Here is a 16,653-nt window from a genome sequence, read left to right on the forward strand (position 1 = left end):
CAGCGGCCAATCCGTCGGATGCAATCGTTGCCGCGCTCCGGAAAATCAGCCCCGGCGCAAAGCCGGAAGTCCGCCATGGAACCACTGTCGGCACCAACACCTTGCTGGAGCGCAAAGGAGCGCGTGTGGCTTTCGTTACCACCGAGGGTTTCGAAGACACGATCGCGATCGGACGTCAGGCGCGCCCGCGCTTGTACGACTGGTTCATGGTTCCGGATCCCGCGCTGGTGCCCGCGGAGTTGCGCTTTGGCGTCGCCGAACGAACCTCGGCAACTGGCGAAATTCTGAAATCTCCCGGCGCCAAGGACCTGCAAGACCTCGTGGTCTCGCCGGCAGCAGCGCGGCCCGACGCCATTGCCGTTTCCCTCCTCTTTCCCTTCGCGAACGTCCGCAACGAACAGGCTGTCGCTGGCGCGTTGCGCAAGCTCGGCTTGCCCATTTCGCTCTCACACGAGATTCTTCCCGAATTCCGCGAGTATGAGCGCGCCTCCACCGTCGCTGTCAATGCCTATCTCGCCCCAGGAATGGGACGCTACATCAGCGGACTGCAGCAGGCGCTTGAGGGTGAGTTTGCCGGCGGCCGTTTGCAAGTCATGCAATCCTCGGGCGGAATCGTGTCGGCCCAGGTAGCGGCGAAAGAGCCGGTGAGAACCGTCTTGTCAGGCCCCGCCGGCGGCATCGTGGGGGCGCACGCGGTGGCGAGACTGGCGGGCTTCGACAAAATCATTGGCTTTGACATGGGCGGCACTTCGACCGACGTCGCGTTGGTGGAGGGCGCCGAGAGGCTCCGCACCACCAGCGAGTCCGTCATCTCTGGCCTGCCGATTAGCGTACCTATGCTCGACATTCACACCGTCGGCGCGGGCGGCGGATCGCTGGCGCGCTTCGACGCCGGCGGTATATTGCGCGTGGGGCCACAGTCAGCTGGCGCCGCTCCTGGGCCAATCTGCTATGGCCGTGGCGAGAAACCCACCGTTACCGACGCCAATCTCGCGCTCGGACGCCTCGATCCCGATTTCTTTCTTGGCGGCGAGATGTCGCTCGATGAACCGCGTGCGCGCAAGTATCTGGCTGCCACCAAGGGACCGATTGCCTCCGTCGAGGAATTTGCGGCTGGAATTGTTCGCCTGGCGGAAGCGGCAATGGAGAAGGCCATCCGCGTCATCTCCGTCGAGCGCGGATACGATCCGCGCGATTTTACCCTCGTCAGCTTCGGCGGCGCTGGACCGCTGCATGCCTGCGCGCTGGCCAGTGCGTTGAAGATTCCACGCGTGCTGGTGCCGCAAATGCCGGGCGCGCTGTCAGCCCTGGGGATCCTGATGTCCGACGTGGTCAAGGATTACTCGCGCACCGTCATGCTCGGCCCCGATCCCGCGGCTTTGGAAAAGCACTTCCGCGAACTGGAACGGCGTGGCGCGAAAGAAATGCGGGAGGAAAACCTGAAGTCGGTTGCCACGCGTTTTGCCGACGTGCGTTATGCGGGACAAGGGTTTGAATTGAGCATCCCGTGGTCTGCAAACTTTGTGCAACGCTTCCATCAGGCGCACCGGCGCCGCTACGGATATGCTGACGAGCGGCGGCGCGTCGAGGTCGTTAACCTGCGTGTACGCGTGGTCGCCTCCACCGAACCGGTACCGTTCCCTAAGAAAAAGACGGTGCGCGGCGCGGCGAAACAAGCTCTCGTCAAGCACCGCCGTGTCGTGTTTGACGGCCGCGCCTCGAAAGCCCCGATTTACAGGCGTGAACTCTTGCGGCCCGGCGACGTCTTTCTCGGGCCGGCGATCGTCGCCGAGTACAGCGCCACGACCGTGCTGCCGCCGGGCTGCCGTGCCAGCGTGGACCAACGTCAGAACATCGTGATCGAGGTGAAGTGATGTCGCGCGCGGCAAGAATCGATCCTGTCGAGCTGGCGATTTTTCGCAGCGCGTTTCACTCCATCGCAGAGGAGATGGGCGCCATCCTGCGCCGCACCGCATTTTCGCCCAACATTAAGGAGCGGCGCGATTACTCCTGCGCGGTTTTTGACGGCGCCGGCCAGGTCATCGCCATGGGCGACCACATGCCCGTCCATCTCGGCTCCATGCCCATGTCGGTGCGCGCATCGATCGATGCGCTTCAGTTTGAGCCGGGCGATATCGCCATCCTGAACGATCCCTACGCCGGTGGCACGCACTTGCCTGACATCACCATGGTATTGCCGGTTTACGTCCGCGGTTCGAAAGCGCCTGCCTTCTACGTCGCCAGCCGCGCGCATCACGCCGACGTCGGCGGCGCCTATCCCGGTTCCATGGGCCTGTGCCGCGAAATCTACCAGGAGGGCGTGCGCATTCCGCCGGTAAAGATCGCGCGCGCGGGCGAGATTGACCCCAACATCATGTCGCTGCTTCTCCATAACGTGCGTACGCCGGATGAGCGCGAGGGCGACCTCACCGCCCAGGTCGGCGCCTGTCGCGTGGGCGCTCAACGGCTCGATGAGATGACTACGAAATATGGCCTCCGTCGTGTTCAGCAGAACATGCGCGCGCTGCTCGATTACTCGGAGCGCCTGGTTCGCGCCGAACTGGCGCAACTGCCTGCCGGCGATTTCACGGCAGAGGACTTCATGGACGACGATGGCGTGACCGATCATCCCATCCGTATCCGCGTCACGCTGCATATTGATCCCCGAAAGAAAACGGCGCGGGTTGACTTCACCGGCACGGATGTCCAGGTGGCAGGCAGCATCAATGCGGTCGAGGCGATCACCTACTCGGCAACGTACTACGTCTTCCGCTGCCTGCTCGGTGACGACGTCCCCGCCACGGCAGGCATCATGCGTCCCATCGAGTTGATCGTACCCGCGGGAACGATTGTGAACGCTCGCCCTCCGGCAGCGGTAGCCGGCGGCAACGTCGAGACTTCGCAGCGCACCGTCGATGTGCTGATGCGCGCCCTGGCGCAAGCCACTCCCGACCGCGTGCCTGCCGCAAGCGCAGGAACCATGACCAATGTCACCGTCGGCGGGATGGATCCACGCACCGGCCAATCGTTCGCGTATTACGAAACCACCGCCGGCGGCATGGGCGCGCGGCCCGGACTGGATGGCGTGCCCGGCGTACACACGCACATGACCAACTCGCTGAACACGCCCGTTGAGGCGCTTGAATACGCGTATCCCTTCCGCGTTCGCCGCTATAGTTACCGCCGCGGGTCCGGCGGCGCTGGCCGGCATCGCGGCGGCGACGGCCTGGTTCGCGAGATCGAGTTGCTGGCCGATTCGCAGGTCACCATTCTTGCCGACCGCAGAAAAGTCGGGCCATACGGATTAGCGGGCGGCGAACCGGGAGCGACCGGCAAGGCAACTCTGTTGCGCCGCGATGGCACCCGAGAAGAACTGCCCGGCAAGTGCAATCGCCAAGCCAGTGCCGGCGACGTCCTGCGCATCGAAACCCCCGGCGGAGGCGGCTGGGGGAAAAGCCGGTAGGTAGCTGCGGATTGCCGAAATCCTGATGCTTCCGCCGGTTCTGCGCATCTTACTTATCCGTGCCCCGCGGACCCTGGGCATGCTATGGCAACGCGCGGAATCGAGGCCGGGAAGAGCGCGCCAGCACTGGCGCACAAATACTCCGAAGTGCGCGCCACCACGCTGCGGCTGACGGCGCCGCTTTCCGCCGAAGACCAGATGTTGCAATCCATGCCGGATGCCAGCCCGGTAAAGTGGCATTTGGCGCATACCACGTGGTTCTTCGAAACTTTTCTCCTGACACCGCACGCCGGCAATTACCAGCCTTGCGACCCCCGCTTCCGGCAGCTCTTCAATTCTTACTACAAGCGCGTGGGCGAGCATCCCCTCCGCGGCGCGCGTGGGCTGATGTCGCGCCCGTCCCTGGATGAGGTGCATGCCTATCGGCACAGCGTCGATGCCGCCATGCTCGAACTGATCGACGAAGCCGACGACGATGTTCTTGCCCTCATCGAACTCGGCCTGAACCATGAGCAGCAGCACCAGGAGTTAATTGTTACCGACGTCAAACACGCTTTGTGGTGCAGCCCGCTCCGGCCAAGCTACCTTTCCCGGCCGATCATCCCGCCCGGTGCCGCGGGGGAACTGCATTGGCGAAGCTTCGAGGGCGGCGTTCACGAAATCGGTCATACCGGAAGCGGCTTCGCGTTCGACAACGAAGGCCCCCGGCACCAGGTGCTGCTGCGGCCCTTCCGGCTAGCTTCCCGAGCCGTTACGAGCGGCGAGTGGCTGCAGTTCATGGCCGACGACGGCTATCGGCGTCCCGAGTTTTGGCTCTCCGACGGCTGGGACACGGTGTGCGCGCAGCAATGGGACGCGCCGCTCTACTGGGAACGCCACGAGGGTTCGTGGTGGCAGTACACGATGAGTGGGCCACGGGCCGTTGACGCCAGCGAACCCGTATGTCACGTGAGCTATTACGAAGCCGACGCCTTTGCGCGCTGGGCGGGGGCGCGCCTGCCGTCGGAGGCAGAGTGGGAGATCGCCGCGGCGCGCAGCCCGAGTTGGGGCGCCATGCTGGAAGATGAAACCTTCCATCCTCAGGCCGCAGACGACGGGAACGCCCTCAACGACGAACGGGCTCCGGCATTGCGGCAGATCTTCGGCGACATCTGGGAGTGGACCGCCACCCCTTACGTCGCGTATCCGGGTTTTCGTCCGGCGGCGGGCGCGCTCGGTGAATACAACGGAAAGTTCATGTGCAACCAGTTCGTCCTGCGCGGTGGCTCGTGTGCGACCCCCGCCAGTCATATCCGCGTGACCTATCGGAATTTCTTTCCGCCGCAGGCGCGGTGGCAATTTTCAGGAGTACGGCTTGCGAGCGACCAAGACTGAAGTCCAGCGTTCCCAATCGATTGCCGACGAGGTCCGCGCCGGGCTCAGTGCCCGGCCGAAGACGCTTTCGCCCAAGCTGTTTTACGACGCTGCCGGCTCTGAGCTGTTCGAACAGATCACTGCCCTTCCCGAGTACTACCTCACTCGGACCGAAACTTCCATCCTGCGGCAGCAGGCGCGATCGATGGTCCTGGCAGCGGGTCTTCCGCCCAGCGTCATTGAACTGGGCGCCGGCACCGCAACCAAGTCGCGATTGATCCTGGAGGCGCTCCAGGCCTTGCGCGGGGAGGCGCATTTTTTCCCAGTGGACGTTTCGGAAGCGGCGTTGGCGGAGGCGGAACAGAACTTGCGATCGCTGCGGCGCGTCAAAGTCCAGCCGCTCATCGCCGATTATGCCGATGGCATGGAGTTCATTTCCGAGGTTCCAGGGCCGCGGCTTATTCTTTATTTAGGATCGAGCATCGGAAACTTCGAACCGATGCACGCTTCGCGGCTGCTGGCCCGTCTGCGGACGCGGTTGACGGCCGCGGACACGCTGCTGCTCGGCACCGACCTGGTCAAATGCGAATCGATCCTGTTGCCCGCCTACGACGACGCTGCCGGCGTCACCGCCAGGTTCAACCGCAATTTGCTGGTGCGAATTAACCGCGAGTTGGGCGCTGACTTCGATGCCGAATCGTTTACCCACGTGGCGCGCTGGAATTCGCTGGCCTCGCGCATCGAAATCTATCTCCAAAGCACCCGCGCCCAACAGGTCACAATTCCGGCGTTGCGCATGCGAATTTCTTTCGACCCGGGCGAAACCATCCACACTGAAAACAGCTATAAGTTCACCGAGAGCATGGTGGATTCCATCCTCGAAAACGGCGGCTTCGCTCGCGAATCGACCTGGCATGACGCGCGCCGCTGGTTTGCCCTGCAACTGGCGCGCGCCCGGAGAATCTGAACTGGATTCGCCAAAGCGCGCGCCTAGGTTAGTTAGTTACTGTCTCTAATTTTCGCCGTAGATCAGGACCTGTGTCGCCTCGCCGGTCGCGTTAGTGCTGCTGCCCCAAAGAGCGGCGCTGCCCCACAATGAAGCGAAGCCGGTGTCGGTGCTGCTGCCCCAAAGAGCGGCGGAGCCCCACAGCGCGGCACTGCCCCACAACGACGATTGCGTCCCGACAAATGCCTGGCTGCCCCAGATCGACGCGCTTCCCCACAACGCCGCGCTGCCCCACAGGGCCGCGGAGTCGTTGACGAAATAAACGCTCTGCGTTGAGGAATCGTACGCCACCGTGGGCGACGTTGCCGGCAGTAACGCCAGGTCATTGCTCATCAGCGCGGCGGCAAGATCCAGGTAGCCGGCGCCCACGGTGAACACGTCGTACTGGCTGGTGTAGGTGGTCCCGGTAGCGGCGTCGTAGACCGAGCTGTACTGCGGGAAGTTCTTCGCCGCTGTCTTCATCAGGCGAGCTTTCACCTGGTCAGGCGTCAACAGCGGGTGCGCTTCCAGCAGGTCGGCCACGGCGCCGCTGACTACGCCTGCCGCCATGCTGGTGCCGCTGAGCCTGTAGTAGTAAGCCGAGTTGCCCAAGGGGGCCGGGGATTGATAGTACGAGTACGGAATCTGGTTCACCGTGAAGTTGTTCACCACGTAGCCGCCCGCTGACACGCGCGCGACCACCCGGTTTCCTGGCGCGACGATGTCGGGCTTGGCAATGTGATCGACTAACGTCGGTCCCTTGGAGCTGTAGCTGGCGATGGTGTCGTCGGCCACGCTCATCGTGTCCTGCGTTTTCATTGCGCCGACGGTGATGACGTAGGGATCGTTGCCGGGCGCGGTGATCGTGCCATAGCCCTGCGTGCCCGCGGAGTTGTTGCGGCCATCATTACCGGCTGCGGCGACGACTACGATGCCCGCCCGCCACGCCTGTTCGACCGCCTGGCAAAGCGGATCCTGCTGGTAGCTTTCGTAAACCGGCCGCCCCAGCGAAAGGTTGATGACGCGGATGTTGTACTTCGCCTTCAGGCTAATCGCAGTCTGGATGGCGGCGATCACGTAGCTATCTTGTCCCTGCCCTACGGCGTTGAGCACTTTCAAATTGATCAGGTTGGCCGTCGGCGCCATGCCCTTGAAAGTAACGAAGCACGTGGAGCAGATCGACGCCGCGCCATTTCCGGCGATGATGCTGGCCACATGCGTTCCATGGCCGTATCCGTCCCCGGCGCTCCTCTCCGTCGTGAAGTTCTGGCTGTAAACAACCCGCGACGTTCTCGAGGTCGGAGTGGTGTTGAAGTCACTTCCGCCAGGGTTGATGCCGCTGTCAATCACCGCTACGCCAATGCCTGTCCCGTCGTATCCCGATTGCCACGCATAGTTGGCGCCGACTGCGGTCGTGACGTAATTGAGCGACCCTACGACGGTCCGGTCCGGGCTTACATAGACGACATCAGGATCGTTCGACAGGTCGCGCAGTTTGCTCGCCGGCAGCGACGCCGACACGGCCTTCACGACCTGCAGGTCCGTTTTCACCTGCCCACCATGGGCCGCAATACGGTCCTTGTGGCGTTGTGTCGGTGGCACCGCATACTGCACCACGACGTCAATCGCCACGTCGCCGGTTTTGCCCTTTAAATCGCTCGCGAGTTTGGTGTCGTCGGCAAAGGTCAACAGCGAGCATGAAACCAGGAGGAGTAGCAGTTTTCTCATTTCGTAGGGTCTCCTGAAACTAAAGCAGCCAGTCCTTCAAGGGCAGGTGCGCTGCCATCATTTCATCGCTGTAAGTTGTTGATTTTAAGGTATGATGCGCCGGGAGTTGACACCGTATTGCGCCATATTGTCCTCTCCTGCCGCACTGGCCGAGGACAGTTTGTCGCATCGTGTCACTTTGGTAATTGACCTTGCAGCTGCTTTGAAATAGTCTGCTCGAAACTCCAGCGAATCATTGACCCACGGCAGATCTGGTTCCGCTTTAGGTCCCGTTGCATCCGCCAGAACGCGCCCCAGTCAAAACCCAGGACGCTAGGAGACCGAACCAGGGTTCGGGAGGAGAGCTGCAGTGAAGACTCGACGGTTGTTAAGCGCCGTGATCGTTCTTTGGTCAATGGGCCTATTCGCGCAGATAACGAGCACCACAATCACTGAAGCTGTTCTCGCTTCCGCACTGGGCGGGCCCTTTAAGGGTTGCAATGGCGACATGATTACACTGGGCGGCGGTGTCCTTTTGACCACCACGACATGGATAGACGAGGCAGGAGATACCCATACTCGCTCTCAAGTTGTTGCCAACAACTTGACCGCCAACTCAAGCGCGAACGTCCCCTATACCGTGATTTTTACGCAGAAGCTGGTGGAGGTGGTCAGTGAAGGTATCACCACCGAGCAAACACTGACATTCAATCTGAAACTTTTGGCCGCAGGCGCACTCAACAACGAGATCGTGTTCATGGAAGTACACTTCACCAATCCTGAGGGCGTGGCGACCTCCTCCGATGTCAATCACCTCTTGTCAAAATGCACGGGGTAGCGCCTAACTCCGTGTTATGTGAGCAGCGAATGTCGCAGCGGCAGCATCAAGCTCCGTTCTATTGGTAATGTGTGCGTCGGCCGCTCGGTGGTTTCCGTCCGAAGCGGTATCAACCGGTTTCTTTCCCGCATGGAATGGTCCACCCTTTTCCGCAAAATGGCTGCCGAATGCGAGCCGAGCATCTATAATCGGCAACACTGACCGCACGGATATGGGCCGCAGACGCGGCCCCCGGCCAGCCAGTGCGCATAAACGCGGGGGCGTTGCGCACCGCAATTCCACGGGATCAATTCATTGGATTGCAGAACCACGATTGCCATGCGCTGGCAAAAAGAGGGCGCTCGCGAGTGCAATTCTCGCCGTAAGGAGGAACCATGCAGAAAACGCCGCAACCAGCTCCGCACAAACCGACAGCGAATCCAGCTAACCAACCACCGAATGGCACCTACGGATCCAACTGCAAGGGCGGCAGTCAATATAACGGCAGCTTCACTTACAACAACGGTGCGATCGTCTACACAGTGAACAACACGCAGTACCAGGCAACAAACCAAGCGAAAGGCAATGCGATCGTTTTTTCGATCACGGTGGGTGGCGTCCCGGTACGGTTCGACGGTCTGACCGCCGGCACGCAGCCCAACGGAAAAGCGAAGTACTCCGGCTCATGGCACAGCGGACCTGGCGGAAGCGATGGCGACTGGACGGCTACCCAGAGCTAACACGAAGCGGGCCCGAGCCGAATCGGGCCCATCCTTGCATTCACGCTCGTGCTGAGCAGATGAGTCATGAACAACCGGGACGATGACGGCTATCCGAACAGTTCCACGCGACCGGGTGATCCTACTTTGTCCTCGGTGGACGCGACGCGCTCCAGCGCTGCCGTCAGGCGGACGCCCGGTCTTCCGGAAAGAATCGGGCGCTACCGCATCCTGCGCTTGATCGCGCAGGGTGGCATGGGAGCGGTGTACGAAGCGGAGCAGGAGAAGCCGCACCGGATCGTCGCCCTCAAGGTCATCAAGCCGGGATATGCCGACGAGGAGATGACCCGGCGATTCGAACAGGAATCGCAGGCGCTCGGGCGGCTGCAGCATCCCGGTATCGCACAGATTTACGAAGCGGGCAGCGCGGAGACGGCGTTCGGAACGCAGCCTTACTTCGCCATGGAGCTGGTGGAGGGCGAGTCGCTGCTCACCTATGCCCGGGAACACAAGCTCAAGGCCCGTCAGCGTCTCGAGCTGATGGCGCGCATTTGCGATGCGGTACACCACGCGCATCAACGCGGCCTGATCCATCGCGACCTGAAGCCGGGAAACATCCTGGTGGACACCAGCGGCCAGCCGAAAATCCTGGACTTCGGCATCGCGCGCATTACCGACTCCGACCAGCAAGCGACGCGCCAGACCGATATTGGGCAACTGGTGGGGACCCTCCCCTACATGAGCCCGGAGCAGGTGATGGCGGACCCGTTCGAGATCGACATCCGGACCGACGTGTATTCGCTGGGAGTGATCCTGTACGAATTGCTGGCGGGACGTCTTCCCTACAGCATCGATCGAAAGACGCTGCCGGAGGCGGTGCAAGTCATCCGCGAGCAAGAAGCGACGCGGCTGAGTTCATTAAGCCGCGGGTACCGCGGTGACATCGAGACCATTGTCAACAAAGCTCTGGAAAAAGAAAAAGGAAGGCGCTACGCGTCCGCGTTCGGGATGGCCGCCGACATTCGGCGGTATCTGAATGATGAGCCGATTACGGCACGTCCGGCTTCGACGTTGTACCAGGTGCGGAAGTTCGCGCGCCGAAACCGTGGTCTAGTGACGGCCGTGGTGGTCGTGTTCGTTGTTCTGGTAGCGGGGATTATCGCCAGCTCGCTGGAATCGGTTCGGGCGAAGCGGGCGGAGATCGGTGCCAGGAAGGCCGAGCTGCAGGCACGTAGCGAGCGCGACCGTGCGGTCACCGCCGAAGCTGCGACGCGGCAGGAACGCGACCGCGCCGTCAACGCCGAGAGCGCTGCTAACCAGGCTCGAGACCGCGCCGTGAAGGCGGAAGCGCAAGCACGTCGCGAACGGGACACTGCGTTTGCCGAAAAACGACGAGCCGACACCGCTGCCGCCACCGCCACCGCGATCAATGATTTCTTGCAAACCGACCTGCTGGCTCAAGCCAGTGCTTCCGGACAGCAACGGGGAGCCAAGCCGGATCCCGACATCAAGGTAAGGACGGTGCTGGACCGGGCGGCGAGCCATGTTGCCGGCCGCTTCCCGGGAAAACCTCAGGTCGAAGGCTCGATCGAATCCACCATCGGCACGACGTACAGGCACTTGGGCCTATACCCGGAGGCGTTGCAACACCAGAGGCGAGCGCTCGAATTGGAGAAGACGGTCGGCCACGACAACCCGGCGACGCTGGCAGTCGCCACAAGCCTGGGGGACACATATCTGCACGCGGGCAAGTATGCGGAAGCGGAATCCCTGCTGCGCGAAACGGCGGCAGCCTCTGCTCGCGCGCGTGGCGCTGACGATCCCGCAACCCTGAAGGCAAACCGCGAACTGGTGGACGTTTACGTTGCAGAAGCGAAGTTTGTCGAGGCGGAACCGATGCTGGTGGACCTGCTGGAACGCGAGCGGCGCGTCCTCGGCTCCGACGATGAAACGACCTTGGACACGATGAACATACTGGCGCGCGTCTACTTTGTGCGCCGCCGGTTGCCCGATGCCGAGCGGGTGCTGCAGGAGATTCTGGCGATACGGAAGCGAGTGTTTGGGCCGGAACACCCGGACACGATGTCGACCATGAACAACCTGGCGGTGCTCTACCAGCAGGAAAACCGGTACGCGGAAGCAGAATCACTGTACGAAACGGTGATTGACATACGGCGCCGCACGCAGGGGCCGGAATATCCCGAAACGTTGAACAGCGTGAACAATCTCGGGGTGCTGTATGCGGTGGAGGGCAAGTATTCCCTGGCGGAGCCCCTGTACCAAACGGTGCTGGAGCAGTGGCGCAAGCAGATGGGGCCGGAGCATCCGCGCACCCTGGCGGTGATGTCGAATCTCGCCATGCTGAAGCTGGGGGCGCGCGAGTATGCGTCGGCGGAATCAATGTGCAAGAACGTTCTCGACATCCGCACACGCGTGCTCGGTCCCGAACACAACGAAACGCTGGAGTCCATGCGAATCCTGGAGTCAATCTACGAAACTGAAGGCAAGTACAGCGAAGCGGAGCCGTTGGCACGAAAGGTGTCGGAACTCCGCACGCGCGTGCTGGGGCCAAAGCATCCCGACACGATGGATGCGTTTGCGGATTTGGGCGAGGTGCTGCTCGATGAGCGACGGTACCCTGAGGCCGAGTCGGTCCTGCTCCAAGCGCTGGAGACCGAGAAGCAAGCCAGGCCTGAGGGTTTTCGTCGGTACTGGATGGAGAACCTGCTGGGCGCGAGCATGGCTGGGGACAAGAAGTACAGCGACGCCGAACCGCTGCTGGTGTCCGGTTACGAAGGCATGAAGCAAACCGCAGCCAAGGTGCCGGATGTGCGTCGGCAAAAGCTCGCGAAAGCCGGCGAGCAGGTGCTGCGTCTGTACAGCGAATGGAGCAAGCCGGACAAGCTGGCGCAGTGGAAAGAGATCGTGGCGCACTAGGACGCGCGAAACTCTGACGGCTGAAACGACGGGTACCCGCCGGATCAGCCGTCCATCTATTTTGCAAATGGATGCACTTCCAGATAGATCAAGACCGGCAAAACCTTGTCGGGTGAGATAGAATTCGAGTCATATTTCGAGGGGGATAAAAGCATGGTCACCAGCGCAGTTTCAGCCGATCTCAAGAAGGTGCCGATCCTCATCGGCGGCAAGCACCAGGCGTCGAGCGGGAAGACGGCCGTGCAAACGAATCCCGCGACCGGCGAGGCCGCGGCGCTGATTCCCTACTGCACCAATGAGGAAATTTCGGCTGCGGTCGGGGCTGCCCAACAGGCATTCCCCGCCTGGAGCCAGACGCCGGTGCTGCAGCGCGCGCGCATCATGTTCAAGTACCGCCAGCTGCTGGAGCAGCACGCGGATGAACTGATCCGCCTATGTACGGAAGAAAACGGCAAAACGCTGGAAGAGTCCAAGGGCTCCTACCAGCGCGGCATCGAGTGCGTGGAATTCGCCGCCGGCATCCCTTCGCTGATGATGGGCGAAACCGTGGACCGCGTCTCGCCGGGCGTTGACAGCGCTTCCACGCGCCAGCCGCTCGGGGTTTGCGTCGGCATCACACCGTTCAACTTTCCACTGATGGTGCCGCTCTGGATGTTCCCGCTCGCGATCGTGTGCGGCAACACGTTCGTGCTGAAACCCTCGGACCGCGTGCCGCGCTCGTCAGTGCGCGCCGCCGAACTGCTCCAGGAGGCCGGGCTTCCCGCCGGCGTCATGAACGTGGTGCACGGCGCGAAAGACGCGGTAGACGCGCTGCTCTCGGACAAGCGCGTCAAGGCCGTCTCTTTTGTCGGATCGAGCCCGGTGGCGAAGTACATCTACGAAACCGCGGCCAGGAATGGCAAGCGGGTGCAGTGTCTGGCAGGCGCCAAAAATCACTCTGTGGTCATGCCGGATTGCGACATGAAGACGACGGTCGAGTCCATCATGTCGTCATCGTTCGGCTGCGCCGGTGAGCGCTGCGTCGCCACCAGCGTCGTGGTCGCGGTGGGCGAGGTCGGCGATCGGCTGGTAAGCGAACTAGTCAAAGCTGGTGACGCTACCAGGATCGGTCCCGGTGATCGTCCCGGCTGCGGCATGGGCCCGGTGATCACGCCCGAAGCGCGCCAGCGCATTGTTGGCTATATCGAGGATGGCGTGAAGGCGGGCGCGAAACTGGTGCGCGACGGCCGCAAGGACACCTGCGACGCCGAAGGCTATTACCTCGGCACCACAATTTTCGACAATGTAAAGCCGGAGATGCGGATTGCGCGCGAGGAGATTTTCGGACCCGTCCTCTCGGTGATTCGCGTGCGCGACTTGGACCACGCGCTGGAGGTCGTCAACAGCTCCGAACACGGGAATGCGTCTTCGATTTACACCAAATCGGGCGCGGCGGCGCGGCAATTTGCGGCCAACACCCAGACCGGAATGGTCGGCGTGAATTTGGGCGTGCCGGCTCCAGTCGCCATCTTCCCATTCTCCGGCTGGAAGAACTCGTTCTTCGGAGATGCGCACGCCCTGGGCAAGGACGGCGTGCGGTTCTATACGGAGACGAAAGTTGTGACGTCACGCTGGCCAGATTAAGTCTTGGCGACTGATTTACACGGAGGAGCAGAGATGGCAAAAGAATCCGTGTAGATCCGTGTGCATCCGTGGCGAATTTCTTTTGGAGGACTCATGCCTCGCAATGTGCGGTGCGGACTTATACAGGCTTCGAATGCGCTCGGCACCGAGCAGCCGCTGGACAAGATTAAGAAGGCGATGGTGGACAAGCACGTCAAGCTCATCGCCCAGGCCGCGAAAGACAAAGTTCAGGTGCTGTGTTTGCAGGAACTATTTTACGGTCCTTATTTTTGCGCCGAGCAGAAGGAACGGTGGTACGAGCTCACCGAACCGGTCCCCGACGGCCCCACCATCAAGCTCATGCAGAAGATCGCCGCGCAGCATCGCATGGTGCTGGTGGTCCCGGTGTATGAAGAGGAGATGACTGGGCTGTACTACAACACCGCGGCAGTCATCGACGCCGACGGCAAGTACCTCGGAAAATATCGCAAGAACCACATTCCCCATTGCAATCCCGGTTTCTGGGAGAAGTTCTATTTCACGCCGGGCGATCTCGGCTATCCCGTGTTCCGCACCAAGTACGCCAAGGTCGGCGTGTACATCTGTTACGACCGCCATTTTCCCGAGGGCGCGCGCATCCTGGGGCTGAACGGGGCCGAGATCGTGTTCAATCCCTCGGCCACCGTCGCCGGCCTGTCCGAATATTTGTGGGAACTGGAACAGCCGGCACACGCGGTGGCGAACGGATATTTCGTGGGCGCCATCAATCGCGTGGGGTGGGAGAAGCCGTGGTCAATCGGCGAGTTTTACGGCAAGAGCTACTTCTGCAATCCGCGCGGCAAGATTGTCGCGCAGGCCGGCCGCGACAAGGATGAACTGGTGGTCGCCGAACTGGATCTCGACATGATCGAAGAGGTGCGGCGGACTTGGCAGTTTTTCCGCGACCGGCGCCCGGAAACCTACCAGCCGCTCACGGCGCAGTCGGGACAGGCAAGAACGGCCGCTGCGGCAGATTGAAGCCCGGATGTATCCTGTTGAATGGATGTCATCCTGAGCGCAGCGAACGCGGCGCGAAGGATGACATTACACGATACACCTATCTCCCACTCTCGATTCTGTGCATCCTCCCTGTGCCCTCGTCCATCTTTTTGCCATGACCAAAGATGGACGCATCGAACCTGCCATGAAGCAACGCCGCCTCGATCACACCACAGAAAGCTTATCCGCCATCGGCTTGGGCTGCATGGGCATGTCCGAGTTCTACGGCGAACGCAACGATGACGAGAGCGCCGCGACTATTCAGCGCTCGCTCGATCTCGGCATCAACTTTCTCGACACGGCAGACGTCTATGGCATGGGCCACAACGAAGAGCTTGTCGGCCGCGCCATCAAGGGACGCCGCAGTGAGGTCTTCCTGGCAACCAAGTTCGGCAATGTGCGCGCGGCGAACGGTGACTGGATTGGAGTCAACGGCCGTCCCGACTACATTCGCGAGGCCTGCGACGCAAGCCTGAAGCGGCTCGGGGTGGAGAAGATCGACCTCTATTACCAGCACCGCGTCGATCCCAACGTGCCGATCGAAGAGACGGTCGGCGCGATGGCCGACCTGATCAAACAGGGCAAGATTCGGCACCTCGGGCTTTCGGAGGCGGCTGCGGGCACTATCCGCCGCGCGCAGAAAGTGCATCCTATCGCCGCCTTGCAGACCGAGTATTCGTTGTGGACGCGAGATCCCGAGGCGGAGATCCTGCCCGCGTGTCGCGAATTGGGGATCACCTTCGTAGCCTACAGCCCGCTCGGTCGCGGTTTCCTTGCCGGACAGATCAAGCGTCCGCAGGACGTTCCGGATGACTATCGCAAGAACATGCCGCGCTTGCAGGAGGAAAACCTGCGTAAGAACCTCGAACTGGCGCAGCGGGTGGAGGAAATTGCTCGCGAGAAAGGCTGCACGCCCGCGCAACTGGCCCTGGCGTGGCTGCTGGCGCAGGCCGAATTCATCGTGCCGATTCCCGGCACCAAGCGGATCCAGTACCTGGAGCAGAACGCGCAGGCGGCGAACCTGACGCTGACACCCCAGGAACTGGCGCGGATCAACCAACTGCTGCCGCGAGGAGCCGCCGCAGGCGAACGCTATCCCGAACCGGGGATGAAGCGGGTAAATCTCTGAGACAAGTAGTTGGTGGTTGGTAGGTCGCAGTTGGATCAAGAGCCGCCGAGTCCAGCAACCAACTACCCAGCCATGAGTCCCAACTACCAGCTACCCTTCTGTGCGCTCTGTCACAGCTTTCTGTGCGGGTGATTTGCGATGATTCGCCTGCCATGCCGATTCGCACCATCATCGAGCCCTTTCGCATCAAGAGCGTCGAGCCCATCCGCTGGACCACGCGCGAGCAGCGCGCGGAACGGTTGCGCGCCGCGCATTACAACCTGTTCCTGCTGCCGGCCGAGGACGTGCTCATTGACCTGCTCACCGATTCCGGCACCGGCGCGATGTCCACCGCCCAGTGGGCAGCCCTGATCGAGGGTGACGAAAGCTACGCCGGCAGCAAGAGCTTCGACCACTTCCGTGATTCGGTGCAGGAAATCTTCGGCTACAAGCACGTCATCCCCACGCACCAGGGACGCGCCGCGGAGCGCATCCTCTTCGGCGTCGCCTGCAAGAAGGGAGACGTTGTTCCCAACAACACCCACTTCGACACCACGCGGGCCAACGTGGAATTCGTGGGCGCCGAAGCGGTCGATCTGGTAATTGAAGAAGGCCGCCATCCCTCCGCCCAGCACCCGTTCAAAGGCAACATGGATGTACCCGCGCTCGAAGCCCTGATCCAGCGCGTAGGGCGCGCCCGCATTCCCCTCGTGATGCTCACCGTCACCAACAATTCAGGCGGAGGCCAACCGGTCTCCATGGAAAATGTTCGCCAGGTCAGCGCTGTCTGCAAGCGCCACGGTATCCCGCTCTATTTTGATGCCTGCCGCTTCGCCGAGAATGCCTGGTTCATCAAGCTGCGCGAAAAGGGATACCAATCGAAAACGCCCATAGAAATCGCACAAGAAATGTTTAGCTACGGGG

12 protein-coding genes are annotated in these 16,653 nt (G+C 61.8%); 11 read left to right on the forward strand and 1 reads right to left on the reverse strand.

Features of this window, described 5'->3' with window-relative positions; genetic code table 11:
- The 4 genes from VFI82_02525 to egtD all read left to right on the forward strand — a co-directional run.
- A partial coding sequence (locus tag VFI82_02525; protein ID HET7183531.1) for a hydantoinase/oxoprolinase family protein occupies positions 1–1,874 on the forward strand: 1,874 nt, incomplete at its 5' end.
- Positions 1,874–3,463, forward strand: coding sequence for a hydantoinase B/oxoprolinase family protein (locus VFI82_02530; GenBank protein HET7183532.1), 1,590 nt, complete (start codon positions 1,874–1,876; stop codon positions 3,461–3,463). The genes VFI82_02525 and VFI82_02530, both read left to right, overlap by 1 nt.
- An 84-nt stretch (positions 3,464–3,547) precedes the next feature.
- Positions 3,548–4,837: an ergothioneine biosynthesis protein EgtB gene (gene egtB / locus VFI82_02535; GenBank protein ID HET7183533.1), complete on the forward strand. Its 1,290-nt coding sequence runs from the start codon at positions 3,548–3,550 to the stop codon at positions 4,835–4,837.
- Positions 4,818–5,783 carry an L-histidine N(alpha)-methyltransferase gene (egtD, locus tag VFI82_02540; protein ID HET7183534.1) on the forward strand — a complete coding sequence of 322 codons (966 nt, stop codon included), beginning with the start codon at positions 4,818–4,820 and terminating at the stop codon, positions 5,781–5,783. The genes egtB and egtD overlap by 20 nt, the downstream gene beginning before the upstream one ends.
- A 45-nt stretch (positions 5,784–5,828) precedes the next feature.
- On the opposite strand, the gene VFI82_02545 is transcribed toward egtD, so the two are convergent.
- Positions 5,829–7,529, reverse strand: a complete 1,701-nt coding sequence (locus VFI82_02545) for a S8 family peptidase (GenBank protein ID HET7183535.1) — start codon at positions 7,527–7,529, stop codon at positions 5,829–5,831.
- Between the two features lie 349 nt (positions 7,530–7,878).
- On the opposite strand from VFI82_02545, the gene VFI82_02550 reads away from it, so the two are divergent.
- The 7 genes from VFI82_02550 to VFI82_02580 form a co-directional block, all read left to right on the forward strand.
- On the forward strand, positions 7,879–8,346 hold the full coding sequence (locus VFI82_02550) for a hypothetical protein (GenBank protein ID HET7183536.1): 468 nt from the start codon (positions 7,879–7,881) through the stop codon (positions 8,344–8,346).
- A 374-nt stretch (positions 8,347–8,720) separates the two neighbouring features.
- Positions 8,721–9,065 (forward strand): hypothetical protein, encoded by a 345-nt coding sequence (locus tag VFI82_02555; protein ID HET7183537.1) that lies wholly within the window; start codon positions 8,721–8,723, stop codon positions 9,063–9,065.
- 66 nt (positions 9,066–9,131) lie between these two features.
- Positions 9,132–11,981: a serine/threonine-protein kinase gene (locus VFI82_02560; protein HET7183538.1), complete on the forward strand. Its 2,850-nt coding sequence runs from the start codon at positions 9,132–9,134 to the stop codon at positions 11,979–11,981.
- Positions 11,982–12,134: 153 nt separating this feature from the next.
- Entirely contained in the window at positions 12,135–13,604 is a 1,470-nt protein-coding gene (locus VFI82_02565; protein ID HET7183539.1) for a CoA-acylating methylmalonate-semialdehyde dehydrogenase, read from the forward strand.
- A gap of 93 nt (positions 13,605–13,697) precedes the next feature.
- Complete coding sequence (locus VFI82_02570) at positions 13,698–14,600, forward strand: nitrilase-related carbon-nitrogen hydrolase (GenBank protein ID HET7183540.1); 903 nt, start codon at positions 13,698–13,700, stop codon at positions 14,598–14,600.
- Between the two features lie 166 nt (positions 14,601–14,766).
- On the forward strand, positions 14,767–15,750 hold the full coding sequence (locus tag VFI82_02575; protein HET7183541.1) for an aldo/keto reductase: 984 nt from the start codon (positions 14,767–14,769) through the stop codon (positions 15,748–15,750).
- A gap of 152 nt (positions 15,751–15,902) precedes the next feature.
- Positions 15,903–16,653 (forward strand): tryptophanase (locus VFI82_02580; GenBank protein HET7183542.1); only part of this gene is annotated, 751 nt, incomplete at its 3' end.

The sequence above is a fragment of the Terriglobales bacterium genome (assembly GCA_035691485.1).
Classification (GTDB): Bacteria; Acidobacteriota; Terriglobia; order Terriglobales; family Acidobacteriaceae; genus JAIQGF01.